Origin of the sequence: Paraburkholderia terricola (genome assembly GCF_003330825.1) — a bacterium.
GTDB classification, from domain to species: domain Bacteria; phylum Pseudomonadota; class Gammaproteobacteria; order Burkholderiales; family Burkholderiaceae; genus Paraburkholderia; species Paraburkholderia terricola.
Genome location: NZ_CP024941.1, coordinates 2922110 through 2948674 on the forward strand (window position 1 = coordinate 2922110; position 26565 = coordinate 2948674).

Below are 26565 nucleotides of genomic sequence, written 5' to 3' on the forward strand. Positions count from 1 at the left end.
TTTTATTTTCCTCCTTCCTTGCGTTCAGCCGCGCGTGCGGCCGTGATTCGCCGCGTCGCGCATGGCCGTCCATACTTTCAATGCATCCACTGTTTGCGCGACGTCATGCACGCGCACAATCGCGGCGCCCCGCCCGGCTGCGCACACCGCCGCGGCGACGCTGCCCGCGATGCGCTCGGGCGCCGGGCGCCCGACCACCGCACCGATCATCGACTTGCGCGACATGCCCGCGAGAATCGGATACGGCGGCTCTGCTCGAGGCGCCGTATCCGGCAGATGCGCGAGTAGCGCGTAATTATGCTCGAGCACCGCCTTGCCGAAACCGAAACCCGGATCGACGCTGATGCGCGCACGAGCGATGCCTGACTGCTTGAGAGCCGCGACCCGTTCCTCCAGAAACTGCCGGACCTCGCTCACCACATCGACATAAACAGGTTCGCCGCGTTGCATGGTCTGCGGTTCGCCGAGCATGTGCATCACGCACAAACCGCATTCGCTATCGCGCACCGCCTCGATCGCGCCGGGCATCCGGAAACCCCAGACGTCGTTGATGAGATCCGCGCCCGCGCTCAAAGCCTGGCGCATCACTTCCGGCTTATAGGTATCGACCGACAACGGCACATTCGCGCCGCGCAACTGTTCGACGAGTGGGATCACGCGCTCCAGTTCCTCGTCGAGCGATACCGGCGGCGCGCCGGGACGCGTGGACTCACCGCCGATGTCGATGATGTCCGCGCCGTCGAGCAGCATGCGCTCGGCCTGGCGCAGCGCATCGCCGCGCATCACGTATTGGCCGCCGTCGGAGAAGGAGTCGGGCGTGACGTTCAGGATGCCCATGACCAACGGGCGTTCAAAGGTCAGCTTGAAGCGGCCGCATTGAAGGGGCTCGGGAATGGGAAAAGAGAGAAAGTCGACTTTCGACACGTGGCAGCGCTTCACATAAAACGGATAAATGCAAAACGGGCCGGTGTGAAACACACCGGCCCGCACTTTCTACTGGTCGCCTATCAGGCCGGCGCGGTAGCGCTGCCCGGCTTAACCTCGGTGCCCGGGCTGCCGCCCGACGAGGCGTCGCTTGCCGGCGGCGGCGAACTCTTCGGCGAACGCGGCGGACGTCCGGCCATGATGTCGTTGATCTGATCGGCGTCGATCGTCTCCCACTCCATCAGGGCGGCGGTCATCGCTTCGACCTTGTCGCGGTTCTCTTCCAGCAGGCGCTTCGCAAGGTTGTACTGCTCGTCAAGCACGCGACGGATTTCCGCGTCGACCTTTTGTTGCGTCGCTTCAGAAATGGTACGCGTGAACCCACGGCCAAACGGCGTTGCGTCGTTTTCGTCGTCGACGTAGACCATCGGTCCCAGCGCGTCCGTCATGCCGAAGCGAGCCACCATGGCGCGCGCGGTTTGCGTCGCCTTGTTGAAGTCGTCAGACGCGCCGGTGCTGATCAGGTTCAGGAACAATTCCTCGGCGACACGGCCACCGAACAGGATCGCGAGACGATCGAGCAGGTAGTCCTTCGAATACGTTTCGTTGTCGTGCTCCGGCAACTGCCACGTCACACCGAGGGCGCGGCCGCGAGGGATGATCGTGACCTTGTGCACCGGATCAGCCTTCGGCAACAGCTTGGCGATCACCGCATGGCCCGACTCGTGATACGCGGTGGCGCGCTTCGATTCCTCGCGGATCACGGCCGACTTGCGCTCCGGGCCCATGAAGATCTTGTCCTTCGCGTCCTCGAAGTCCGTCATCTCGACGATGCGCTTGCCGCGGCGAGCCGCGAACAGGGCCGCCTCGTTCACGAGGTTCGCCAGATCGGCGCCCGAGAAGCCCGGCGTGCCGCGAGCGATGACCGCCGCGTCGACGTCGTTCGAGATCGGCACCTTGCGCAGGTGGACTTTCATGATGTGTTCGCGGCCGCGGATGTCCGGCAGACCGACATACACCTGACGATCGAAACGGCCCGGACGCAGCAGCGCCTTGTCGAGCACGTCCGAACGGTTCGTTGCGGCGATCACGATCACGCCCGAGTTCGCCTCGAAGCCGTCCATCTCGACCAGCATCTGGTTCAGCGTCTGCTCACGTTCGTCGTTACCGCCGCCCATGCCGGCGCCGCGATGACGGCCGACCGCGTCGATTTCGTCGATGAACACGATACACGGCGCGTGCTTCTTGGCCTGCTCGAACATGTCGCGCACGCGAGCCGCGCCGACGCCGACGAACATTTCAACGAAGTCCGAACCCGAGATGCTGAAAAACGGCACCTTCGCCTCGCCGGCGATGGCGCGCGCGAGCAGCGTCTTGCCGGTTCCCGGCGGGCCGACCAGCAGCACGCCGCGCGGAATGCGCCCACCCAGCTTCTGGAACTTCTGCGGGTCGCGCAGGAAGTCGACCAGTTCGGAGACTTCTTCCTTGGCTTCGTCGCAACCGGCGACGTCGGTGAAATTGATCGCGTTGTTATTTTCGTCGATCAGACGCGCACGGGATTTGCCGAACGAGAACGCACCGCCTTTCCCGCCCCCCTGCATCTGTCGCATCATGTAGAACCAGAAACCGATGATCAGAATCGTCGGCCCGAGGTAGTACAGCGCCGACACCAGCGCATTAGGTTCGTCGTCAGCCTTGCCGCTCACCTGAACGCCATACTTCATCAGATCGCCGACCATCCAGATGTCGCCCGGCGACACGATCTGGTACTTCTGGCCGTCTGCTGGAGTGACCGTGAGGTTCCGCCCCTGGACAATGACGTTCTTGACTTTGCCGTTCTTCGCGTCGTCCATGAACTGCGAATAGGAAACGCCTTCCTGGACACGGGGCTTGTCGAACTGCTTGAACACCGTAAACAGCACCAGTGCGATAACCAGCCACACTGCTGCCTTCGAAAACATATTGTTGTTCAAAGCACCACTCCTTCACTTAGACGGGCGCCTACACTTGCCTTGCGGCACCACGAAAGCATTCTAATCCAGTCCGCAGACCCCTGCCATAAGGTTTCACTACCACAGAAATAGCGTAACCGGCTGTTACAGCGCCAATTTCCGGCGCCGGCAGACTATTTATCGGCAGATGCGGATCCGTCCTGCAGCGCCCTACGCGGGCCGCTTGAGATGCTTACCCAAAATAAACGTTTCTGACGACTTGTCCCGCGACGCCTTCGGCTTGCGGGCCGCCACCACCTTGAACTGATGCTTGAACTTTTCGACAATCTGGCTGTAACCGCTGCCGTGAAAACATTTGACTAAAAGGGCACCATCCGGCTTCAGGTGATTTTGCGAAAACTCCAATGCGAGATCGCACAAATGCTCGATTCGCGCGGCATCCGCCACCGCCACCCCCGACAGGTTGGGCGCCATATCCGAAATTACAAGATCAACCTGGCGTTCTCCGACTAATTCTTCCAGTTGGCCGAGGACCGAGTCCTCGCGGAAGTCACCCTGGATGAAGTGAACGTCGGCGATCGGCTCCATCGGCAGCATGTCCAGCGCGATGATCGTGCCGTCGATGCCGCCCTCGCGTTCGGCGTCGCGCTGCGCGCCCTTCGCGAGCTTGTTGCGTGCGTACTGGCTCCAGCTGCCCGGCACCGAGCCGAGGTCGACGATCACCTGCCCCGGACGGATCAGCTTGTCCTGTTCATCGATTTCCTTGAGCTTGTAGGCGGCGCGGGCGCGATAGCCCTCCCGCTGCGCCATTTTCACGTACGGGTCGTTGATATGGTCATGCAGCCATGCCGTGTTGAACTTGTTTTTTGCCATTAAACGTTGAACTCTTGCTGCGCCATGTCGCGCTTTAGCGGATAATACGCGGTTAATTTCGCGCGGCCACCGCCAAAACTGGCGGTCATCCGCGATTCTGTTGTTCTGACGCGCCGTCCTGCTGATCGATCGAAAACCCAATCGCCGCTAATCGAGCGAGTGGATCGGGAATGCAGGCGCCGCCATTTTAGTCGAGTCTCCCACTTTCCATGCCAGCCCTCAAAGTCTCTTCCGACCAACGCGCCGAATTGCGCTCCCAGGCACACGCGCTCAAACCGGTGGTGCTCGTCGGCGCCGAAGGCTTGACCGACGCTGTGCTCGCCGAGATCAAGGTGCACCTTGACGCCCATCAGCTGATCAAAATCCGCGTGTTCGGCGACGAACGCGAAGAACGCATCGCGATTTACGAACAAATCTGCGACAAGCTGAACGCTGCGCCGATCCAGCACATCGGCAAGCTGCTCGTGATCTGGAAGCCTGAAACCGCGCAACCGGCGGTGAAGACCAGGCGCGGCACCTTGCCGAGCGCCCGGGAAGCCGCCGCGGATGCCAAACCGGGCAAGGGCCGCGCACCGCGCGTGGTAACCGTGGTGAAGCCCAGCGAAATCCCGATGCGCAAGCCGAAGGCAAAAGCGGTCGTGGTGCGCGGCAATGAACGCGTTACGCAAGGCGGCAACATCAAGCGGGCCAAGAAGCGCCAGACCAGCGCGAAGCGCTCGCATCAGTCGTCGAAATAAGCAAATGAGGGTGGAGGTGCGGACCAGGTCCGCACTCTGGTTTGCTTTAACGCTGATTGCGCGAGGCGAATTGCTTGAACCGCGGCTTGAACTGCGCGTTCGGGCTGATGCCTGGGCGGACCTGCCGGGCTGCTCGAACACGAAACTGCGGCGGCGCGCGAACCGGCAATCAGCGCGTTACGCGCCCGGCGGCACCGCCGCCATCTGCTTCAGCCATGACTGCGCCGGCGCCCGCTGGCAGCTTCCACACCAGCGCCACGCCCAACAGGCTTTCGACCAGATAGAACAGGCTCGACACGCCATGCAGGATGCCAAAGCGCGTCGCATAAGCCGAATGGCCGACATCGCTACCCGCTTCGAACGCGGCCACGCGCATTGCATTCATGAACGGCTGCAACGCGAAGTAACCCACCAGCACGCACACGAGCATGCCCGCGATCAGCCAGCGCAGACGACGATACGCGTCGCCGCCGCGGCGAACCAATACGTTGGCGAGAACGAGCAGCAAAATGCCGCACACCGCACCCAGCACGCCCTCGATGCGAAACAACTGCGCGGCCACCGCGCCCGCCGTCGTGCGATCGAGCGACGTGAACAGCACCGGCGCGACAGCATAGCCGATAGTCAGCAGACTACCGACCCACACCACCGTCAGCAGACGGAAAAATCGATGCGGCATCAAGGACACCGGAGCCGCCTTCAAATGTAGCTAACCGCGATGATTTCGTATTCGCGCACGCCGCCCGGCGCCTGCACCGATGCCACGTCGCCTTCCGATTTGCCGATCAGCGCGCGGGCGATCGGCGAGCTGATCGAGATCAGGCCGTGGTCGATGTCCGCTTCGTCGTCGCCGACGATCTGATACTTGACCGGCGCCCCCGAATCCAGGTCTTCCAGTTCCACCGTTGCGCCGAACACCACGCGGCCGTCCGCGTCCACCTTGGACGGATCGATCACCTGCGCGCCGGCCAGCTTCGATTCGATTTCGGCGATACGGCCTTCGATGAAGCCCTGCTTTTCCTTCGCCGCGTCGTATTCCGCGTTTTCCGACAGATCGCCTTGGGCGCGTGCCTCCGCGATCGAGTTGATCACTGCGGGACGCTCAACCGATTTCAGGCGCTGCAATTCATCGCGCAGCATGTCTGCGCCGCGCTTCGTCAATGGAATAGTGCTCATAAACAACTCTAGAGGCTAAAAAACGGCCGTAAAAAAAATCACCGCGGTTAAGTGCATTTCGCGCGGACCAGAGCGCCGGGCGAGACCCGGGCCGAGGCACCTGCGAAACGCCGCTTAACCGCGGCACTTACGTCTTGGACAGGTATTCGAAGCCTTAGTTTAGGCGAGCGTGGAGTCCTTGTAAATCATAGACTTCCAGGTCCTTCAAATAGCGCAAGCCTTCCACCGCGGCCCGCGCGCCGGACATGGTCGTGTAGTACGTGACCTTGTTCGCCTGCGCGCTCATGCGGATCGAACGCGAATCGGCGATCGCCGCGCGGGTCTCGTCGACGGTCGTGAAGACCAGCGCGATCTCGCCGTTCTTGATCATGTCGACGATGTGCGGACGGCCGTCCTTCACCTTGTTGACGACCTTGACCGGCACGCCGGCCGCTTCGATCGCGGCAGCGGTGCCCTTGGTCGCGACGATCGGATAGCCGAGTTCGTGCAGCATGCGCGCGACTTCGACGGCCTTGGGCTTGTCGGCGTCCATCACGGTCAACAGCACCGTGCCCGACTCCGGCAGACGCGAACCCGCCGCGAGTTGCGACTTGAACAACGCTTCGCCGAAAGTCTGGCCCACGCCCATCACTTCACCGGTCGAGCGCATTTCCGGTCCGAGCACCGGATCGACTGCCGGGAACTTGACGAACGGGAACACCGCTTCCTTCACGCTGAAGTACGGCGGATCGATTTCCTTCGTCACGCCTTGCTCGGCGAGCTTCTGGCCGACCATCGCGCGCGCCGCGATCTTCGCGAGCGGCAGGCTGGTTGCCTTCGACACGTACGGCACCGTGCGCGATGCACGCGGGTTCACTTCGAGCACGTAGATCACGTCCTCTTTCGAACCGTCCGCTTGCGGCACTTGCTGGATCGCGAACTGCACGTTCATCAGGCCGATCACGTTCAGCGCCTTGGCCATCGCGCCCGTCTGACGCTTCAGTTCGGCCACGGTTTCCTTCGACAGCGAGTACGGCGGCAGCGAACAAGCCGAGTCGCCCGAATGCACGCCCGCCTGCTCGATGTGCTCCATCACGCCGCCGATGAACACGGCCTCGCCGTCGGAGATGCAATCGACGTCGCATTCGATCGCGTCGTTCAGGAAGCGGTCGAGCAGCACAGGCGAATCGTTCGACACCTTCACGGCCTCGCGCATGTAGCGCTCGAGATCACGCGGCTCGTGGACGATTTCCATCGCCCGGCCACCCAGCACGTACGACGGACGGACCACCAGCGGGTAGCCGATTTCGTCGGCGAGCTTGAGCGCTTCGTCTTCGGCGCGCGCCGTGCGATTCGGCGGCTGACGCAGGCCGAGATCCTGCAGCAGCTTCTGGAAACGCTCGCGGTCTTCCGCGGCGTCGATCATGTCCGGCGAGGTGCCGATGATCGGCACGCCATTGGCCTCGAGATCGAGCGCGAGCTTCAGCGGCGTTTGGCCGCCGTATTGCACGATCACGCCGACCGGCTTTTCCTTGTCGACGATTTCGAGCACGTCTTCGAGCGTCAGCGATTCGAAATAGAGACGATCGGAGGTGTCGTAGTCGGTCGAAACGGTTTCGGGGTTGCAGTTGACCATGATCGTTTCATAGCCGTCCTCGCGCATGGCGAGCGCCGCGTGCACGCAGCAGTAGTCGAACTCGATGCCCTGGCCGATCCGGTTCGGGCCGCCGCCCAGCACCATGATCTTCTTGTTGCTGGTCGGGTTCGCCTCGCACTCTTCCTCGTAGGTCGAGTACATGTAGGCGGTTTTCGTCGCGAACTCGGCGGCGCACGTGTCGACGCGCTTGTACACCGGACGCACGTTCAACTCGATCCGGCGTTGACGCACTTCGGCCGGCTTCGCGCCGAGCAGCTTCGCGAGACGTCGGTCCGAGAAGCCGCTCTGCTTCACATACTTGAGTTCTTCTTTCGACAGGCTCGCAAGCGTGCGGCCCGTCAGCGCCTTTTCCTTCAGGACGATCTGTTCGATCTGCGCGAGGAACCACGGATCGATCGAGGTCTCCTCGAAGATTTCCGCGGCGCTCATGCCGATGCGGAACGCGTCGCCGACGTACCAGATGCGATCCGGACCGGCTTCGCCGATCTCGCGGATGATCTCGTCGCGGTTGCCGGTCTTTTCGTCCAGGCCGTCGACGCCGACTTCGAGACCGCGCAGCGCCTTCTGGAACGATTCCTGGAAGGTGCGGCCGATCGCCATCACTTCGCCGACCGACTTCATCTGCGTGGTGAGGCGTGAATCGGCTTCGCGGAATTTCTCGAACGCAAAACGCGGGATCTTCGTGACGACGTAGTCGATCGTCGGTTCGAACGACGCCGGCGTCTGGCCGCCGGTGATTTCGTTCTTCAGTTCGTCGAGCGTGTAGCCGACCGCGAGCTTCGCCGCGACCTTCGCGATCGGGAAGCCGGTGGCCTTCGACGCCAACGCCGACGAACGCGACACACGCGGGTTCATTTCGATCACGATCATCCGGCCGTCTTTCGGATTGATCGAGAACTGCACGTTCGAGCCGCCGGTATCGACGCCGATTTCGCGCAGCACCGCGAGCGACGCGTTACGCAACACCTGATATTCCTTGTCGGTGAGCGTTTGCGCCGGCGCGACGGTGATCGAGTCGCCGGTGTGGATGCCCATCGGGTCCAGGTTTTCGATCGAGCAGACGATGATGCAGTTGTCCTTCTTGTCGCGGACCACCTCCATCTCGTACTCTTTCCAGCCGAGCAGCGACTCTTCGATCAGCAATTCGCGAGTGGGCGACAGATCGAGACCGCGCTTGCAGATCTCTTCGAATTCGTCGCGGTTGTAGGCGATGCCGCCGCCCGAACCGCCCAGCGTGAACGACGGGCGGATCACCACCGGATAGCCGCCGCTGCCGGTTTCCGCCGCGATTTTCGCCTGCACCTGCAGCGCTTCTTCCATCGAATGCGCGGTGCCCGATTTGGCCGAACCGAGGCCGATCTTCGTCATCGCGTCCTTGAACTTCTGACGATCTTCCGCCTTGTCGATCGCTTCCGGCGACGCGCCGATCAGCTCGACCTTGTATTTGTCCAGCACGCCGTGCGCATGCAGATCGAGCGCGCAGTTCAACGCGGTCTGACCGCCCATGGTCGGCAGAATCGCGTCCGGGCGCTCCTTCGCGATGATGCGCTCGACCACTTCCCACGTGATCGGCTCGATGTAGGTCACGTCGGCCGTGTTCGGGTCGGTCATGATCGTCGCCGGATTGCTGTTGACGAGAATGACCTTGTAGCCTTCCTCACGCAACGCCTTGCATGCCTGCGCGCCCGAGTAGTCGAACTCGCACGCCTGGCCGATGATGATCGGACCCGCGCCGATGATGAGGATGCTCTTGATGTCTGTCCGCTTGGGCATAACGCTCTCGCTAATGTATTCCTGAATTCTTTCCGTCGGCGCGCGTCGTTGCTACGCTGCGCGCGCTCTGTTTGTGCGGCTCGCCCGACAGGCGCTGAGCACAGTGAGTGCACCGAGTGCGTGGCGCGGCTCGGCCGCGCGCGCCGCAACGGCGCTTCACAGGCCCGCTTCTATCGCCTCTTACGCCGCCGCGGTCCTGCCTGCCTTCTTCGCGTCCATCAACCCGGTGAAGCGGTCGAACAGATAGGCGATGTCGTGCGGACCAGGCGATGCTTCCGGGTGCCCCTGGAAGCAGAACGCCGGCTTGTCGGTCAGCGCGAAGCCTTGCAGCGTGCCGTCGAACAACGAGACATGCGTGACCTTGGCGTTGGCCGGCAGCGTGTCGGCGTCGACCGCGAAGCCGTGGTTCTGCGACGTGATGACCACGCGGCCGTCGTCCAGATCCTTCACCGGATGGTTTGCGCCGTGGTGGCCGGTCTTCATCTTCAGGGTCTTCGCGCCGAGAGCGAGCCCCATGATCTGGTGACCGAGGCAGATGCCGAACGTCGGAATGCCGCGCTCGATCAGCTCCTTCGTGGCCGCGATTGCGTAGTCGCACGGTTCCGGATCGCCGGGGCCATTCGAGAGGAAAATGCCGTCCGGGTTGAGCGCGAGCGCGTCAGCCGCGCTGGCTTGCGCCGGCAGCACCGTGACGTGACAGCCGCGCTCGGCCAGCATGCGCAGGATGTTGTACTTGACGCCGTAGTCGAACGCGACCACGCGGTACTTCGGCGCATTCTGCTTGCCGTAGCCCGTGCCAAGACGCCATTCGGTCTGGGTCCATTCGTAGGCTTCCTTCGTGGACACGACCTTTGCGAGGTCCATGCCCGAGAGGCCTGGGAACGAACGCGCGAGTTCGATGGCCTTGGCCTCGTCGTCCGAGCCGGCCAGAATCGCGCCGTTCTGTGCGCCCTTGTCGCGCAGAACGCGGGTCAGCTTGCGGGTGTCGAGGCCGGCGATGGCGACCACGCCTTCGTCCTGCAGATACTGCGAGAGCGTGCGCTCCATGCGGAAGTTCGACGCGAGAACCGGCAGATCGCGAATGATCAGGCCGGCGGCATGGACTTTCGTAGCTTCAATGTCTTCAGCATTCACACCGACGTTACCGATGTGCGGATACGTGAGGGTCACGATCTGGCGCGCATAGCTCGGATCAGTCAGGATTTCCTGATAGCCGGTGATAGCGGTGTTGAACACGACTTCGCCGATCGTATGCCCTGGGGCGCCGATGGAATAACCACGAAAGACCGTGCCGTCGGCGAGCGCGAGCAGAGCGGGAGAAAATGACGGCAACACGGGAGACTCCTTGGGGAACACCCTGTTGCCGACCTGTCTATCCGACTGCGAGCCGCAGCGAAAAGCATCCACGGGATGCGCGCGCAGACTCGCTCGCGTACTGCCGTCGACGTTGCAAGGGGCGCGATGAGCCCATTGTCTGGACGGATCGGCTGGGTGCGTGGCCCTTCTTGCTACGCAAACGGCGCGCGGCGGATGAACGGTATGGGAGAGGTAGGCGCTAGGGTGCGGGTTGATAAGCTCAAACCTTGTAATTATAGCTGGAAACTGCCCTTCTCTCCAAATCCGAGATGGGGAGCGAACCAGGGCGCGCGTCCGCAGAAATCGGCGAAACCCTTGCTGGGCCGGAGCGCTGCCGCCGTCGGACAAGACCTGCGGCGAGCGGAATCGGGATAGCGTCGGCAAACGCGCTCGGGGCCGGCGAAGCGCCGCGCGACAGTCTCAGGCCTCGTGCTCCGCATGCAGCACGACCGGCCGAACAGGCGTGCGGCCAGGCAATACGTACCAGACCGCGCTCAACACCTGCAGCCCCACCAGAATGCCCCAGGCGGTCAGATGCGCGACCGCCGGATAGTGGCCGCCGCTCGCCGGCCAGCGCGACAGCACCGCACCCACGCCAATCTGAAAACCGAAGATCAGCAGAAAGATGATGAGCGTGAGCGTGGTGTTCACCCGGCCGGTCATCTGCGCAGGAAAATGCCGTGCCATCACCGCGTAGCTGAGAATGCCGGTGCCGCCAAAAATCCCATACGCCGCCCACAGCAGACTTGCGGGCAGCGGCGCGCGGAACATGATCAGCATTTGCGTCGCAACGTAAAGCGCCATGCCCACGCCGCAAAACGCATACAGCGAGACGCCGCGGCGTTCGAGGACGCGCGCCGCCGCGCCGAAACCCACGCAGCCCGCCATCATCGCAAAGCCCAGAATCGACACCAGCGCGGCCGCCTCGGGCGGCTGGAAGCCCTGAACGTCACGCAACCAGGCGCCCACCCATAGCGATTGCATCGCATAGAACACGCCTTGGGTGACGACCGAGAACGAAGCGATTCTCCAGAACGCGGCGCTGCCCAGGATATGCAAGGTGCCTTTGAATTGAGTGCCAAGACTCGCCTGTCGGCGCGTTTCGTGCGCGTCCGGCGCAAGCGTCCATTGCGCCAGCGCCACCAGCACCGTCAGCAGAACCAGTCCCACGCAGACCGTGCGCCAACTCGCGAAGCCGAGCACCCACGTGAGCGGCGAGCCCACCATCACGCCGCCTAAACCGCCGATCGCCATCACGAGTCCGTTCATCAGCGGCAGGCGCGCCGACGCGAAGTGCTGCGCCAACGCCTTGAAAGCCGCGCCGAGGCACACCGACACGCCGACGCCGATCAGGAGCCGCCCGACCATCATCACGCCGACGCTATGGGCGGCGCCGAACACCCCTATTCCGAGCGCGGCAAACAGCAGGGTCGCGGCGGTCACGCGCCGCGCGCCGAAGTGATCGAGCAACACGCCGGCCGGAATTTGCGCGCCCGCGAAGCCAAGGAAATACAGGCTGGTCAGCAAACCGAGGTCGGTTGCCGACAAGCCCAGGTCATGCGTGATGAACGGAGCAAAGCCCAGGTTGACGCCGCGAAACACGTACGAAACGAAGTAGCCGGCGGAAAACAGGAGAAAGACGCGCAGTTGGGTCGACGACATAAGCTTCGATCGGGGCGGCCGGTCGGCCAAAGCTCGAACGATAAAGGAAATCCGTCGAACTCGCCCGCGATGAACCGCACAACGAAAAACGCCGTCACACAGGTGACGGCGTTGGCAAGACTTCGGTGCGAGCGCATCGCTATGGCGGCGGTGCTCCAGTACTGCGTGGCCTCACTACCGAGGCGGAGCGGCTTTTCGCGCTATTTGCTCTTCTTCGTGTCCGCCGCGGTTTTCGACACCTTGCTGGATGTGGAAGCCGACGCTTTCGTCACCTTGCCCTTGCTCGCGGATGCCGCCGGCTTGCCGGCTTTGCCCGCGGGCTCGGCCACCTTGACCACCGCTGAACGGCCACGGCCCTTCTTCGTGTCACCGACCCGCGTGCCGATTTTCTGGACGCCGCCGCCTTGCACGTTGGTGGCAATGCGCTCGGGGCCGGGTTCGCTCGGCACCGTCTTGCCCACCGGCACGTGCAGCACGATGACCTGGCCACGCGAAACCTCGTTACGATGCGTGCGATTCCACGACTTTAGCTGGCCGAGCGAAACGCCGTAACGTGCGGCGATCGCCGCCATGCTCTGATTGCGGCGCACGCGGATCAACATCTTGCGGGTATCGGGGACGTCCGGCTCCATCGCCAGAACCGCGCTTTCGGCAACATCGGCGCTGATGTCCTCGTCGTCGTCCGAACCGCGCGGCACCACGATCGTGGAGCCCGGCTTAAGACGCATGCCGGCCGGAATCTTGTTCACTTCCATCAGCGTGTCGGCGTCGACGCCGATTTTTTGCGCGATCGCCGCCGGCGCCGAACGCTCCGTGACGGTGTAGGTAGTCCATGAGGACAGCGAACCCGAATACGTCTTCAGATTGCGCTCGAAGGCGCTCGCGTTGTCGAACGGCAGCAGGATCTGCGGCTGCGTGGCGCCGAGAATCACCGGCTTCCTGAACGATGGATTCAGCGAACGGAATTCATCCAACGAAAGATTCGCCAGCTTGGCAGCCGTGTCCACATCGATATCGTGCGAGGTGGTGACCGTGACGAAATACGGGTGATTCGGAATCGACGGCAACGCGAGCCCGTACATTTGCGGGTTCGCCACGATGTTTTTCACCGCCTGCAGCTTCGGCACGTAGTTGCGCGTCTCGTTCGGCATGCGCAAGCTGAGGTAGTCGGTGGGCAAGCCCGCCGCTTCATTGCGCGCGATCGCGCGCTGCACGTTGCCCTCACCCCAGTTGTACGCGGCGAGCGCGAGCTGCCAGTCGCCGAACATGTCATGCAGACGCGACAGATAGTCGAGCGCGGCACTGGTCGAGGCCAGCACGTCGCGACGCTCGTCCTGCCACATGTTCTGCTTGAGGTTGTAGGTGCGGCCGGTGCCGGGCATGAACTGCCACATGCCGGCCGCCTTCGCCACGGACAAAGCCTGCGGGCTGTACGCCGATTCGATGAATGGCAGCAGCGCGAGCTCGGTCGGCATATGGCGCGCCTCGAGTTCCTCCACGATGTGATAGAGGTACTTCTGCGAGCGCTCGGTCATGCGCTGCACGTAATCGGGACGCTGCGCGTACCAGTTGACCTGCATGTCGACGAGGTCGGTCTGCAAATCCGGCATTTGAAAACCGCGGCGAATACGGCCCCAAAGATCGGCATCCGCGCTGGTCAGTTGAGTGACTGAACCCTGATCGACGTTGATCGTCTCTTTGGCGGTGGCTGTCTTGCGAAGGGCGTCGGCTACGGCTTGCTGACTGGCGGGATTTGTTGCGGTGGTGGGGCTATTCGTTGTCGGTCCCTGGCTCGCGCAAGCGGCGAGTGTCAGGACCAGCAACGCACTTAAGATAAATCTCATGAACGTCTCGGTTTCCACAAGGGCTGGAATTTGAGCCGATAGTACGAAACGCCAACGTCCACGTCAATCGGAAAATTACGAAAAAATCAAGTAAATCTAGGGCTTGGCGAATTTTTCGGATTATTCCCCTGAACAACACCCTCATGCGAATCCGGTTAACGGAAGCGGTTTTTCCATTCACGCATCAATGTGAATGCCGCCAACCGGTCAGAGACTTTCTCATGCAACTGCGCCTGCAAGCTCGCTTGAACGGCCGGATTGCCGGCGCGCAAAAACGGATTCACGGCGCGTTCGTGGGCGATGGTGGTGGGCAGTGTCGGCGTATTGCGCGCGCGGAGTTCGCTCGCCTTGTCGCGCCAGGCTTGCAGCTCGGCATTGTCCGGCTCGCAGGCGAGCGCGAAGCGGATGTTCGACAGCGTGTACTCGTGCGCGCAGTGGACCTCTGTCGCGCCGGGCAGCGCGGCGAGCGAATCAAGCGACGCGAGCATCTGTTGCGGCGTGCCTTCGAACAGCCGGCCGCAACCGCAAGCGAACAGCGTGTCGCCGCAGAACACGTGCGGCGTGCCGCGCGGGTCTGCCGCCTGGAAGTAGGCAATATGTCCGCTCGTGTGACCAGGCACCTCGAGCACGCTGAATTCGAGCGCGGGGGCCGCGATCGTCACGTGATCACCATTTCGGAGACGGTGTGTGAGATGCTCGATCGCTTCACCGGCGGGGCCGTACACGGGAACGGCCTGGCCATTCAGCAGATCGGCCACCCCGCCGACGTGGTCTTGATGATGGTGCGTGAGTAAAATAGCGCTCAGCCGCCAACCTCGTTTCGCCAGATAGGCGAGCACGGGTGCGGCTTCGCCCGGATCGACGACCACCGCCTGGTGTCCGTCGGAAACGACCCAGATGTAATTGTCTTCAAACGCCGGGACCGGTACGTACTCGAGCGCATTCATAGGCGACGCATTTTGATATGACTGACCGAGCGATTATAGACTGGCCCGCCTGGACCGATTCACCGCCTGGCCGCTACGTGCTCGAGTGGGAGCAGACCCAGCTCGACCGCGTGGTGTCGGACGTGTTCGGTTACCACGCGCTGCAACTTGGCCTGCCGCAGCTCGACGCCTTGCGCGAAAACCGCATGCCGTGCCGCGGGCTGGTGCTCGATGCCGCGAGCGGCGCGAGCGCGCCCTACACTTTTCCGCGTGGCCCGGCGCAGGCCGGCAACGGCTCCGCGGGTAACCGTTCCGCGCAAGCCGAGCCCACCGTCCTGACCGCGCCGTCCGGACGCAGCGCGGTATGGTGCGATCTGCTCGACTTGCCGTTCGAAGCGCAAAGCGTCGACCTGATCGTGATGCCGCACACGCTGGAATTCACCAGCGACCCGCACCGGCTGCTGCGCGAAGCCGAGCGCGTGCTGATGCCCGAAGGCCAGTTGATCATTCTCGGCTTCAACTCGCTGTCGTTATGGGGCGCGCGACAATCGGTCGGCAAAATGACCGGGCGGCCCTTTGTGCCCGCCGCGGTCGATCTGATCGCCTTCACTCGCCTGAAGGACTGGATCAAGCTGCTGGGTTTCGACCTTGAACGCGGGCGCTTCGGCTGCTATCGTCCGCCCCTCGGCAGCGATCAGTGGCTGTCCCGCTATGGTTTCATGGAAGCCGCCGGCGACCGCTGGTGGCCGATTTTCGGCGCGACCTACATGATCAAGGCGATCAAGCGCGTGCGCGGCATGCGTCTCGTCGGCCCGCTGAAAGTGAAGAAACCCGTCCTCGCTCCGGGCCTCGCGCCCGCCGCCACACCGAACACACGCAACCACACTCAATGACTTCCGATCACATCGATATTTATACCGACGGCGCCTGCAAGGGCAACCCCGGCCCCGGCGGCTGGGGCGCGTTGCTGCGCTTCGGCGACCAGGAAAAAGAACTGTTCGGCGGCGAGGCGAATACCACCAACAATCGCATGGAACTGATGGGCGTGATTGCCGCGCTCGAAGCGCTGAAGCGCCCCTGCAAGGCGGTCGTGCATACCGACTCGCAGTACGTGCAGAAGGGCATCAGCGAATGGATTCACGGCTGGAAAAAGAAAGGCTGGATCACCGCCGCGAAGCAGCCGGTGAAGAACGCCGATTTGTGGAAGCGGCTCGATGCGCTCGTCGCGCAACACGAAATCGAATGGCGCTGGGTGCGCGGCCACAATGGCCACCCGGAAAACGAACGCGCCGATCAACTGGCCAATCGCGGCGTCGCGTCGCTCGCCGAACTGTGACGTCCGCCGCCGCGCCGGCACCCATGCGCGCACCGTCTTTTTTGCTGCAATTTTTTGAAGCAGGCTAATCCCCCATGCGCCAACTCATCCTCGATACCGAAACCACCGGCCTGAACGCACGCACCGGCGACCGGATTCTCGAACTCGGTTGCGTCGAACTTGTGAACCGCCGGCTAACCGGCAACAACCTGCACTTCTACATCAATCCGGAACGCGACAGCGATCCGGGCGCGCTGGCGGTGCACGGCTTGACCACCGAGTTCCTGAGCGACAAGCCGAAGTTCGGCGAGATCGCCGACCAGATCCGCGACTTCATCCAGGGTGCGGACCTGATCATTCACAACGCACCATTCGATATCGGCTTCCTCGACGCCGAGTTCGCCCTGCTGGGTCTGCCGCCCGTCAGCACCTATTGCGGGGAAATCATCGACACGCTCGCGCGCGCCAAGCAGATGTTCCCCGGCAAGCGCAATTCACTCGACGCGCTGTGCGATCGCTTCGGCATCAGCAACGCGCACCGTACGCTGCACGGCGCGCTGCTCGACTCGGAGTTGCTCGCCGAGGTCTATCTGGCGATGACGCGCGGCCAGGAAAGCCTCGTCATCGACATGCTCGGCGAGTCTCACGCGAATGGAAACGAGCATGCGCCGCGTGTGGCGATCGACTCGCTCGAACTGGTCGTGATCGCCGCCAGCGACGACGAAATCGTGGCGCATCAGGCCGTGCTGGACGGTCTCGACAAGGCGGTCAAGGGCACGAGCGTGTGGCGCCTCGAAACCGTGCCCGCAGCGGATGAGCAAGCCGCTTAAAAAATACTGGACGCGTAAAAAAAACCCTGACATAATTCGGGTCTCTTCGGGTGGTTAGCTCAGCGGTAGAGCACTGCCTTCACACGGCAGGGGTCACTGGTTCGATCCCAGTACTACCCACCAGAATTTTGGTGTGTCGATCACCGAAGACTAAAGGGCTTATGCAGAAATGCGTAGGCCCTTTTCTATTTGCCGCTCAAGCTTCAGCGTCTGATTGCATGCCGCAGTGCGCCAGCCTCGTCAGGCTTGCGCGTCAACACCGAAACTTCGTACGATTGCAGCCGCCAGGCACTTGCTGATATAGTCGGCACTCGGGCATTCGCCCCGTCCATCTTCTTCACCTCATTCGACCATAGGGAGGCGTCACATGTTTGCAGTGCACATCGCCATCCCTTACATGGTCTCGCGACCTTAATCCGTCGCTTACGCGGCTCCGCCTGAACCCGGCGTTCCGCGCAAAACCCTAGACAGTCCACAGTTTCATTGCCGGTGCTTTCCGGCACGCTTCGACTGTCTCGTTCTCTCGCTTCTGACTGGAACCTCGGTGCGCTCACGCGTCGCCGGGTCGTCGCAAATGACCAGAAAAAAACTCGACTTTCGCGGACAAGCCTTCAAGGACGTCCTCGGCTTCACCTTCCTGCATTGGGCACGGCAGCCCTGGCGCATCGTCGCCATCACGGTGCTCGTGCTGCTCTCGGCCGTGGCGGACGTGCTCACGCCGATGTTCGCCGGGCATCTCGTCGACGCGATCGCGTCCGGCTCGGCCGGCAACGCCGTCGCCTGGCACGCCGCGCTCACGGCCTTCGGCCTGCTGAGCGCGCTTGGGCTCGGCGCCACCCTGCTTCGCCAGGGCGTGTTCTTTCACATCATCAAGCTCACGCTCAAGATGATGAGCGAGGTCGCCGCGAACGCATTTCATCGCGTGCAGCGCTTTTCGACCGACTGGCACGCCAACAGCTTCGCCGGCTCGACCGTGCGCAAGATCACGCGCGGCATGTGGGCGCTCGACCTGCTCAACGATACGCTGCTGATCGCGCTGTTCCCGTCGCTGGTCATGCTGGTCGGCGCAACGACCTTGCTCGGCTGGCGCTGGCCGATGATGGGCACGGTCGTCGGCATCGGCTCGGTGTTGTATATCGCGGTGACCGTGGCCCTGTCGCTCGGCTTCGTGGCGCCCGCCGCGCGCCTTGCGAATGCGTGGGACACGCGCATGGGCGGCGCGCTCGCCGACGCCGTCAGTTGCAACGGCGTGGTGAAGGCGTTCGGTGCCGAGGAGCGCGAAGAAGCGCTGCTTGCGGGCGTGATCGGCAAGTGGCGTCATCGCACGCGCCGCACGTGGATGCGCGGCACCATCAATGGCGGCGTGCAGGGCGGCATGCTGGTGGCGATTCAGGCTGCGATTCTCGGCGCCGCGCTGCTGTTGTGGATGCGCGGCGAGGCGAGTGTCGGCGACATCACGTTCGCGCTCACCATGTTTTTCATGCTGCAAGGTTATCTGCGCGAGGTGGGCATGCACATCCGCAATCTGCAGCGTTCGGTCAACGACATGGAAGAGCTGGTGTCGCTGGAACGTCAGCCGCTCGGCATCGAGGATCAGCCGGGCGCGGGTCCGATCGTGATCGGCAAGGGCGAGATTCGTTTCGAGCACGTCACCTTCCATTACGGTGCGAACGCCACGCCGCTCTACGACAACTTCTCCGTGCGGATCGCGCCCGGAGAACGCGTCGGACTGGTCGGCCATTCGGGTTCGGGCAAGACGACCTTCATCAAGCTGATCCAACGCCTTTACGATCTGTCGGAAGGCCGCATCACGATCGACGGTCAGGACATCGCGCATGTGCGGCAAGCGTCGTTGCGCAGCCAGATCGCGATCGTTCAGCAGGAGCCGGTGCTGTTTCACCGCTCGCTCGCGGAGAACATTGCGTATGCGCGGCCCGGCGCGAGCCGCGCCGAGATCGAGCGCGCCGCGAGGCTCGCCAGCGCGCACGACTTCATCGCGGCGCTGCCCAACGGCTACGACACGCGGGTCGGCGAACGCGGGGTGAAGCTGTCGGGGGGCGAGCGTCAGCGCGTGGCGATCGCGCGCGCGTTTCTCGCCAACGCGCCGATCCTGATTCTGGACGAAGCCACCTCGAGCCTCGACAGTGAAAGCGAGGTGCTGATCCAGCAGGCCATGGAACGGCTGATGATGGGCCGCACGACGCTAGTGGTGGCGCACCGCCTGTCCACCGTGCGGGCACTCGACCGGTTGCTGGTGCTGGACAAGGGCAAGGTCATCGAGGAAGGCAGTCACGACGCGCTGATCAAGCTCGAGAACGGGCTGTACCGGCGGTTGTTCGAACGTCAGGCGCTGGAACTCATCAAGGGCTTGAGCGAGCCGGATACCTTGCCCGAAACGGCGGCCGCCAAGGCAAACCGGACAGATGATTCCAGTCTGCTCGTGGGGAAGTAACTTGCAACGAATGTGTGGAACGTCGAGCGGAGACCGCCGGTAAGTACCGGTAGCAAACGGTTTGCGCTGGCGTTTCACACGCTTAGCGCGTTGGCCGTACAACGCGACCGCAGCCCCGCCCGGTTTTATCGTTGGAGTGCGCCAGCTACACCGCGCCCGCGGACAAGCCAATGCCGCGCGCCATTCCCGCGGCCGCGAACACCATCAAAACCAGCAACACCGTTTGGATCACGCTGAGGTGGGCATACGAACGCGCCTTTCGCAGATCCGGCGCGGCGCCCTTCCTCACCGCGGCGCGCCAGCGCATCAGCGCCAGCATCGACGGTACTTCGAGGACGAGAATCACCACGAGCAGCGTCATCTTGACGTGAAAGAGCGGCTCATGCAGGTAGTAGTCCGCGCCTTTTTCGTAGGTGCCGAAGACGCGCATCAAGCCGGTAATGACGAGCACCAGTGCGGAGAGGCCCCAGCGGGTATCGGCGCGGAACAGGGATCGCAAGGCCGCGGGCACAGTGGCTCGGCGTAGCGCCCAGGTACGCCGGAGAATCGACGCGAGCGCGAACCCATAAGCGAGCAGATGAATGGCGGCAAGCAACCAGCGAACCAGCATAGCGACTCCTGCAAACGACGCGATACGATCGGTGTACGTCTGACCCGCCGGCCTTGCAGCGCCGTGCGGCACTCACTTCATTATCGACCAGCGCATACTTTACGACGCCCGCTTCGGCCACCGCGTGTGGCCGACTGCACAAAGCGTCGGATTCAGACTTGCTGCAAAGACGTGTCGAGCGCACGCGCGGCGACCCGATCGCCTTCGGTAGTCAGCGCGGTGCGGAATACGGTCTGTCGGTTATGGCCGGCAGCAGCCGGCGAGTCCCACAGCAATTCGATTTTCGGACGGCGGCCGAAGGCGCCGCGCGCCAGCGACGGCGCAGCGGTCGAGCGAGGCGCCGCGTGCCCGTCCGGCTCGCCGGCCGTCGCGAACACCACCGTGCGAGCGGCCGCCGGCGTGCCGCGCACGCCTTGCGCGGCGGCCCAACGCACCGACAATTCGCGAGCGTCGTACTGCCCCACCTTGCGACGCTCGGCCCACACGCTCACTGTGCGCGTGACGGGATCGAGCGCAACCGCATAGCGGCCGATCGCAAAGCGGCGCGCGGCGACATTGGTTCGCCACAGCGCGCGCGGGCGGCAAATCCACAGGACGGCCGCGTATAGCGCCGGCGCGGCCAGCAGCCAGCCGTTGGTGGCCGCCACCGTTTGCACGGTGCGCCGCCAACCGGCGCTCGCCGCGAACGCGCCCACCGACCAGACCGCGAACAGGAATCCAAGGAAAGCAAACAGACGCAGCGCCTGGCGCAGCCATTGCGGCAGCGGATGAAACGGACGCTCGGCCACGGCGCGCGCGCCGGGCAGGAAGATCAGCAGGAACAGGAACACGAGGTTGATGCACGCCCACGGCGAGGACACCATCGCCGACAGCGCCGCGCCCAGGTCCATCTGCGCCATCGAAAACAGCCAGCGAGCCAGAAGCACGAGACCGATGGCGCGCAGCGCGAAAATCGTTCCGGCGCCGGGCGCCGCGTTCGCGCGCGTCTCTTTCGTTCTCGCCAAGGCATCCTCCTGTCGTCGGCGGCGCCGCAGCCAAATTTGCGGCACGGCCATTATAGGGATATTACGGAGGGTGACCCATTCTTGCAGACACGAAACCCTCCATTTCCGCCGCTCCTCGGGAAAAACGCGGCGCGCATGCAACAACGCCCCGCGGCGAGTGGCTCACGGGGCGTTATTCGCGGTTCAGTGAGCGCCCGAAAGCGCCTGGTGAAACGGCTTGACTGCTTTTACCTATGGCGCATTAGCTGGCGTTGACTTCGCGCAGCACCGTGCGATGCTTCTGACGCAGCAGTTCCTCGTAGGTGGCGACGTAGTTCTGCGCCATGACCTTCGACGAAAAGCGCGACTCGAACGCCTTGCGCACCGTTTCGCGCGGCAACGTGTGCAGACGCTTGACCGCGGCGACCGCGCTGATTTCATCTTCGACGACAAAACCCGACACGCCGTTTTCGATCACTTCCGGCACCGAACCGCGATTGAACGCGATCACCGGCGTGCCGCAAGCCATGGCTTCGATCATCACCAGACCGAAGGGCTCCGGCCAGTCGATCGGGAACAGCAGCGCGTGGGCGTTGCCGAGGAACTCGGTCTTTTCCGATTCGCTGATTTCGCCGATGTATTCGACGTGCGGCAGCGACATGAGCGGCTTGATCACTTCTTCGTAATAGGCGCGGTCGGCCTTGTCGAGCTTCGCGGCAACCTTGATCGGCATGCCGGCTTGCTGGGCAATGCGAATCGCGGTGTCCAGACGCTTTTCCGGCGAGATGCGGCCGAGGAACGCGAGGTAGCTCGGCTTCACGTCCTTGATCGGCGTGAGCAGGTTTTCCGGCAGGCCGTGATAGACGGTTTGCAGCCAGTTCGCCTGCGGCAGCGGAATACGCTGGTTGTCCGAAATCGACACCACCGGCACGTCGCTGAACGTGTTGAAGATCGGCTGCAATTCCGGCAGATCGAGACGGCCATGCAGCGTGGTCACGAACGGCACCGGCTGGCGGGCGAACAGCGAGAACGGGTAATAGTCGATATGGAAATGCAGCACGTCGAATTCGTCCGCGCGGCGGCGCACTTCCTCGAGCAACAGCATGTGCGGCGCCATCACGTCGCGAATGGTCGGATCGAGGCGCAGCGCCTGCGGCCAGAAAGCTTCGAGTTTTGCCGAGGTTTGCGAATCGCCGCTCGCGAACAGCGTCACATCATGGCCCTGTTCGACCAGCGCTTCGGTCAGGTAGGACACGACGCGTTCCGTACCACCGTACAGCTTGGGAGGAACCGCCTCGTGCAACGGAGCGATTTGAGCGATTCGCATAATGAAGAACTCCTCGTAAAAAATCAGGCAAAGGTACTGCGTTTGATAAAAGCGACTCGCTTGCTCGCCCGGGCCGCCTGCCGGACATGCCGGCGCGGCCTGATTCTTCGAGAAATCTTGCGATGGGTCGCCTGGATAGTGGCCCAGACCAGTCGATCACCGTCTGCGCATGTGCCGGTAAACGCACTCGCGCGGCCTACGTTGACAAACTGTCAGAAATTTCAGGAGCCTACGGAGCACGCATTATCGATGCCCGAATCCTTGCCGCGCCACGACATTTCAAAGTCTTTACGTTGTTACACGAGGGAAACACTTTACAAACCCTTGTTTTATAAGGCGGTTCTACAGTGGCGGTTGGCCTTGGACAGGTCCGGTCGACCCGACATGTGCAAGCTCTTGCAAGCTTGCGCGTCAACTTTACCGGCAGCGTTGAAGCAATGACGCGCCTCGGTTGAAGGCAATTTGTAATTGTATCTCGAAACTTTTCGCAGCCGGCGTGAACCCCACGCCGTGCTGGGCGGTCGAGCAACTACAGGTTGTGCAGTTCTATCGCGAAATCACTCGCGTCACGGCCCGGATACCCAGGGCGTAATCGCTTTTGCATGTTTACAATGCGAAGCATCGGGTTCGCGGCGAACCCTTTTTTCCGTATGGCCCGCGCTTTGCATGCGCAAGCCGAAACCCATCGAACCCACGATCAATTTGGAACACTTAACCATCGCCCAGCGCAACGCCCAGAACGCAAAGCTCGCGAGCTATGCGCATCGGCCGCTTGCGTTTCTTTTCCGCTTTATTCGCCGCCACCCGCTCGCGCATGCGATCGTCGTGTGCAGCGTATTCGCGGCCGTGGGCTGTGCGCTCGCATCGCAATACGCGATCAAACACCTGATCGACGTGCTCGGCCAGGGCCGGCATCATCCCGGTCCGCTGTGGGGGGCGTTCGCCATCCTGGTCGGCCTGATCGCCGCCGACAACCTGCTGTGGCGGGTCGGCGGCTGGGTCGCCGCGCACACGTTCGTCGCCGTGACCGGCGACTTGCGGCGCGATCTGTTCCAGTATTTGAGCGGACACTCGCCGACCTATTACTCGGAGAAGCAGCCGGGCATGCTCGCGAGCCGGATCACGGCCACCTCGAACGCGGTGTACACCGCCGAGAACACCACCGCCTGGAACGTGCTGCCGCCGTGCATCGCGGTGCTCGGCGCGATCGTGATGATCACCGCGGTGAATCCGCTGATGGCCGGCGGCCTGATGCTGTGCTCGGCGATCCTGTCGGTCGTGCTGTACAAGCTCGCCGGCCGCGGCTCGGCGCGTCATCATCATTTCGCCACCCGGGCGGCCTCCGTGGACGGCGAACTGGTCGACGTGATCAGCAACATGGGCCTCGTGCGCGCGTTCGGCATGACGTTTCGCGAGCAGCAGCGTTTCGGCGCGACCGTCAAGGCGGAAATGGAGGCGCGCCAGCAGAGCCTGCTGTATCTGGAGAAGCTGCGCCTGCTGCACGCGGTGATCACCGCGTTGCTCTCGGCCGGCTTGCTCGGCTGGGCGCTGTGGCTGTGGGACCAGGGCCGGGCGACTTCCGGCGACATCGTGCTCGTCAGTTCGCTCGGCTTCACGATTCTGCACGGCACGCGCGATCTGGCCGTGGCGCTCGTCGACGTCACGCAGCACGTGGCGCGGCTCGCGGAGGCCGTGCGCACCCTGCTCGAGCCGCACGGCATGCCGGATCGCGACGGCGCGACGGAACTCGTGCCGCAAGGCGGCCGGGTCGACTTCGAAGGCGTGACGTTCGCCTACCCGCGCCGCCGTCCGATTCTCGATCACTTCGATTTGCATATCGAGGCGGGCCAGCGGGTCGGCCTGATCGGCAAGTCGGGCGCGGGCAAGTCCACCGTGCTGGCGCTGCTGCAGCGTTTCTATGAGACCCAGGGCGGCGCGATCAAAATCGACGGCCAGGACATCGCCACGATCACTCAGGACAGCCTGCGCCATGCGATCGCGCTGGTGCCGCAGGATATCTCGCTGTTCCATCGCACCGTGTACGAGAACATCGCCTATGGCCGTCCCGAAGCGAGCCGCGAAGAAGTGCTCGCCGCCGCCCGCGAGGCGCGTTGCACGGACTTCATCGAGGCGATGCCGGAAGGCTTCGACACGATCGTCGGCGACCGCGGCGTGAAGCTTTCCGGCGGCCAGCGTCAACGCATCGCGATCGCTCGGGCGATCCTGAAGAACGCGCCGATCCTGCTGCTGGACGAAGCCACCTCGGCGCTCGACAGCGCGTCGGAAGAAGCGATCCAGAAAGCGCTCGACCGCCTGATGGTGGGCCGCACGGTGGTCGCGATCGCGCACCGCCTGTCGACGCTGAACAACTTCGACCGGATCATCGTGATGAGCGCCGGCAAGGTAATCGACGACGGCAGCCCGGAAGAGCTGCGCCTGCGCCCCGGTCTGTACCGCGATCTGCTGTCGAAGCAGTACGGCAAGGGCGCGACGCTGCATGTCGGCGGCAAGAAAGTCGACGAACAGCACGTGGTCTGAGCCACGCGCGACGCGCTGTAACCCTGCGCTGTAACCCCGCGCTGCGACCCGTCAGCAAGCTGCAAACAGAAAAGCCGCTCGAAAGCGGCTTTTCTGTTTTTCCGAACCTGGGAAGGCAGCCTTTTTAAAGCGCTATCCGGCCAGCGTTTCGCGCGCCGCCTTTTTCCCCGCCACGGCGCGCGCCTTCCCGCTTCTGGTGCTCCGTGCACCATTCCCCGCGCCGTTGACACCTTGCAGATCGCGCATGAAGTTATCGCGCCACACCGACACATTGTTCTCCCGCAACTGCACCATCATGTCGCGATGACGCGCCTGGCGCTCCGCAAGCGGCATGTCCAATGCGCGAGCAAGCGCTTCGGCCATGCCGTCGATGTCGACCGGATTCACGATCAGCGCGCCATCCAGTTCCTGTGCCGCGCCGGCAAAGCGTGACAGCACGAGCACGCCCGGATTCTCCGGGTCTTGCGCCGACACATATTCCTTGGCGACGAGGTTCATGCCGTCGCGCAACGGCGTGACATAACCGACGTGCGCGGTGCGAAACAGCGCGGCCAGCACCGAGCGCTCGTATTGCTTGTGAATGTAGAGAATCGGCGTCCAGTCCAGTTCGGCGAAGCGGCCGTTGATGCGTCCCGACTCCCCTTCGAGTTGCAGACGAATGTCCTGGTACGCGTGCAGGTCAGCGCGCGTGGGCGGCGCGATTTGCAGGAACGACACCTTGTTGCGTTGCGCCGTCGCATGTTCGAGCAGACGCTCGAAGGCGCGGAAACGCTCGACCAGCCCCTTCGAATAATCGAGGCGGTCCACGCTCATGATCAGCTTGCGCGAATGCAGCGTCGCCTTCATCGTGCGCACCGGTTTGCCGCGCTCGCCGGCTTTCGCCAGTTCGGCGATCTCGTCCGGATAGACGCCGATCGGGTAAGCCGACGCGCGCAACGTGCGGCCGAACGCGTGAACGATGAGCGGACCGCTCGCCGATGCGTCGACCGTGCCGTTCGCCTCGTTGACGATGTAATCGCAGAACGCGCGCAAGTCCGGCTTGGTCTGGAAGCCCAGCAAATCGAACGAACACAGCGCCTCGACCAGTTCCCGATGCGGCGGCACCGCGAGCAGCACCTGCGAAGCCGGAAACGGAATATGCAGAAAGAAACCGATGCGATTTTTCACACCGGCCGCGCGCAGCGCCTGCGCGAACGGAATCAGGTGATAGTCGTGGACCCAGATCACGTCGTCGTCGCGCAGAAGCGGCACGAGTTGCTGCGCGAGCCATGCATTGACGCGCCCGTAGCCCTCGAAGTCGTGCCGGTCGTAGTGCAACAGATCGGCGCGGTAGTGGAACGCGGGCCAGAGCGTCGCATTCGAGAAGCCGCGATAGTACTGATCGTAGTCGCGGCGCATCAGCGCGATGGTCGCGAAGGTCACCGGCCCGCGTTCCTCGACCTTGATCCGCGGCTGACCCGAGCTCAGCACGTCGCCGCTCCAGCCGAACCACATGCCGCCGGTTTCCTTCAGCGCGTCGTACACGCCGACCGCCAGACCACCCGCCGCCGGGCCGCCCTCCGAGATCGGCGCAACCCGGTTCGATACGATGATCAGTCGGCTCATGAAGCGCGATTCCCGATACGGTGCGTTAGGTGCGTTGAGCGGCGCG

General features: G+C 63.3%; 20 protein-coding genes and 1 tRNA gene. 7 read left to right on the plus strand and 14 right to left on the minus strand.

The genetic code is table 11. The annotated features are described in order from the left end of the window. Positions 1-24: 24 nt before the first annotated feature. The 3 genes from folP to CUJ90_RS12950 all read right to left on the minus strand — a co-directional run bounded on the left by folP (position 25) and on the right by CUJ90_RS12950 (position 3749). Entirely contained in the window at positions 25-924 is a 900-nt protein-coding gene (folP, locus tag CUJ90_RS12940) for a dihydropteroate synthase (RefSeq protein WP_073431226.1), read from the minus strand. Positions 925-1007: 83 nt separating this feature from the next. Beyond that, positions 1008-2897 carry an ATP-dependent zinc metalloprotease FtsH gene (gene ftsH / locus CUJ90_RS12945; protein WP_073431191.1) on the minus strand — a complete coding sequence of 630 codons (1890 nt, stop codon included), beginning with the start codon at positions 2895-2897 and terminating at the stop codon, positions 1008-1010. A 189-nt stretch (positions 2898-3086) separates the two neighbouring features. Then, positions 3087-3749, minus strand: a complete 663-nt coding sequence (locus CUJ90_RS12950; RefSeq protein ID WP_073431190.1) for an RlmE family RNA methyltransferase — start codon at positions 3747-3749, stop codon at positions 3087-3089. Between the two features lie 209 nt (positions 3750-3958). On the opposite strand from CUJ90_RS12950, the gene CUJ90_RS12955 reads away from it, so the two are divergent. Beyond that, the gene (locus CUJ90_RS12955) at positions 3959-4486 is read left to right on the plus strand and encodes a YhbY family RNA-binding protein (RefSeq protein WP_073431189.1); all 528 of its coding nucleotides are present in this window, start codon (positions 3959-3961) and stop codon (positions 4484-4486) included. Positions 4487-4655: 169 nt separating this feature from the next. Here the strand turns inward: CUJ90_RS12955 and CUJ90_RS12960 are convergent, their stop codons facing one another. The 7 genes from CUJ90_RS12960 to gloB all read right to left on the minus strand — a co-directional run bounded on the left by CUJ90_RS12960 (position 4656) and on the right by gloB (position 14880). Beyond that, complete coding sequence (locus CUJ90_RS12960) at positions 4656-5165, minus strand: DUF4149 domain-containing protein (RefSeq protein WP_073431188.1); 510 nt, start codon at positions 5163-5165, stop codon at positions 4656-4658. A gap of 20 nt (positions 5166-5185) precedes the next feature. After that, a complete protein-coding gene (gene greA, locus CUJ90_RS12965; protein WP_073431187.1) occupies positions 5186-5662 on the minus strand; it encodes a transcription elongation factor GreA in 477 nt (158 codons plus the stop codon). Between the two features lie 154 nt (positions 5663-5816). Next, positions 5817-9071, minus strand: coding sequence for a carbamoyl-phosphate synthase large subunit (carB, locus tag CUJ90_RS12970; protein ID WP_114162967.1), 3255 nt, complete (start codon positions 9069-9071; stop codon positions 5817-5819). Positions 9072-9251: 180 nt separating this feature from the next. Further along, a complete protein-coding gene (carA, locus tag CUJ90_RS12975; protein WP_083086613.1) occupies positions 9252-10406 on the minus strand; it encodes a glutamine-hydrolyzing carbamoyl-phosphate synthase small subunit in 1155 nt (384 codons plus the stop codon). A 441-nt stretch (positions 10407-10847) separates the two neighbouring features. Continuing rightward, positions 10848-12089, minus strand: a complete 1242-nt coding sequence (locus tag CUJ90_RS12980) for an MFS transporter (protein WP_114162968.1) — start codon at positions 12087-12089, stop codon at positions 10848-10850. Positions 12090-12289: 200 nt separating this feature from the next. Next, on the minus strand, positions 12290-13933 hold the full coding sequence (locus CUJ90_RS12985) for a transglycosylase SLT domain-containing protein (RefSeq protein WP_073431225.1): 1644 nt from the start codon (positions 13931-13933) through the stop codon (positions 12290-12292). 155 nt (positions 13934-14088) lie between these two features. Then, positions 14089-14880 carry a hydroxyacylglutathione hydrolase gene (gene gloB / locus CUJ90_RS12990; protein ID WP_114162970.1) on the minus strand — a complete coding sequence of 264 codons (792 nt, stop codon included), beginning with the start codon at positions 14878-14880 and terminating at the stop codon, positions 14089-14091. 17 nt (positions 14881-14897) lie between these two features. On the opposite strand from gloB, the gene CUJ90_RS12995 reads away from it, so the two are divergent. From CUJ90_RS12995 to CUJ90_RS13015, 5 genes are all read left to right on the plus strand, one after another. Then, a complete protein-coding gene (locus CUJ90_RS12995; RefSeq protein ID WP_114162972.1) occupies positions 14898-15752 on the plus strand; it encodes a class I SAM-dependent methyltransferase in 855 nt (284 codons plus the stop codon). Further along, entirely contained in the window at positions 15749-16195 is a 447-nt protein-coding gene (gene rnhA, locus CUJ90_RS13000) for a ribonuclease HI (protein WP_073431181.1), read from the plus strand. Before CUJ90_RS12995 ends, rnhA begins: the two co-directional genes overlap by 4 nt. Positions 16196-16269: 74 nt before the next feature. Further along, positions 16270-17004 carry a DNA polymerase III subunit epsilon gene (dnaQ, locus tag CUJ90_RS13005; RefSeq protein WP_073431180.1) on the plus strand — a complete coding sequence of 245 codons (735 nt, stop codon included), beginning with the start codon at positions 16270-16272 and terminating at the stop codon, positions 17002-17004. A 48-nt stretch (positions 17005-17052) separates the two neighbouring features. Then, a tRNA-Val gene (locus tag CUJ90_RS13010) sits at positions 17053-17127 on the plus strand. 451 nt (positions 17128-17578) lie between these two features. Further along, a complete protein-coding gene (locus CUJ90_RS13015) occupies positions 17579-19456 on the plus strand; it encodes an ABC transporter ATP-binding protein (protein ID WP_114162973.1) in 1878 nt (625 codons plus the stop codon). A 145-nt stretch (positions 19457-19601) separates the two neighbouring features. Here CUJ90_RS13015 and CUJ90_RS13020 read toward each other — a convergent pair whose 3' ends face one another. The 3 genes from CUJ90_RS13020 to CUJ90_RS13030 all read right to left on the minus strand — a co-directional run bounded on the left by CUJ90_RS13020 (position 19602) and on the right by CUJ90_RS13030 (position 22376). Continuing rightward, positions 19602-20066: a DUF2214 family protein gene (locus CUJ90_RS13020; protein WP_073431178.1), complete on the minus strand. Its 465-nt coding sequence runs from the start codon at positions 20064-20066 to the stop codon at positions 19602-19604. A 152-nt stretch (positions 20067-20218) separates the two neighbouring features. Beyond that, the gene (locus tag CUJ90_RS13025) at positions 20219-21070 is read right to left on the minus strand and encodes a hypothetical protein (protein ID WP_073431177.1); all 852 of its coding nucleotides are present in this window, start codon (positions 21068-21070) and stop codon (positions 20219-20221) included. A gap of 241 nt (positions 21071-21311) precedes the next feature. Beyond that, a complete protein-coding gene (locus CUJ90_RS13030; RefSeq protein ID WP_073431176.1) occupies positions 21312-22376 on the minus strand; it encodes a glycosyltransferase family 4 protein in 1065 nt (354 codons plus the stop codon). A 666-nt stretch (positions 22377-23042) separates the two neighbouring features. Here CUJ90_RS13030 and CUJ90_RS13035 point away from each other — a divergent pair. After that, positions 23043-24914, plus strand: coding sequence for an ABC transporter ATP-binding protein (locus CUJ90_RS13035; protein ID WP_193615301.1), 1872 nt, complete (start codon positions 23043-23045; stop codon positions 24912-24914). Positions 24915-25046: 132 nt separating this feature from the next. Here the strand turns inward: CUJ90_RS13035 and otsA are convergent, their stop codons facing one another. Continuing rightward, on the minus strand, positions 25047-26519 hold the full coding sequence (gene otsA, locus CUJ90_RS13040; protein WP_114162975.1) for an alpha,alpha-trehalose-phosphate synthase (UDP-forming): 1473 nt from the start codon (positions 26517-26519) through the stop codon (positions 25047-25049). Positions 26520-26565: the final 46 nt, after the last annotated feature.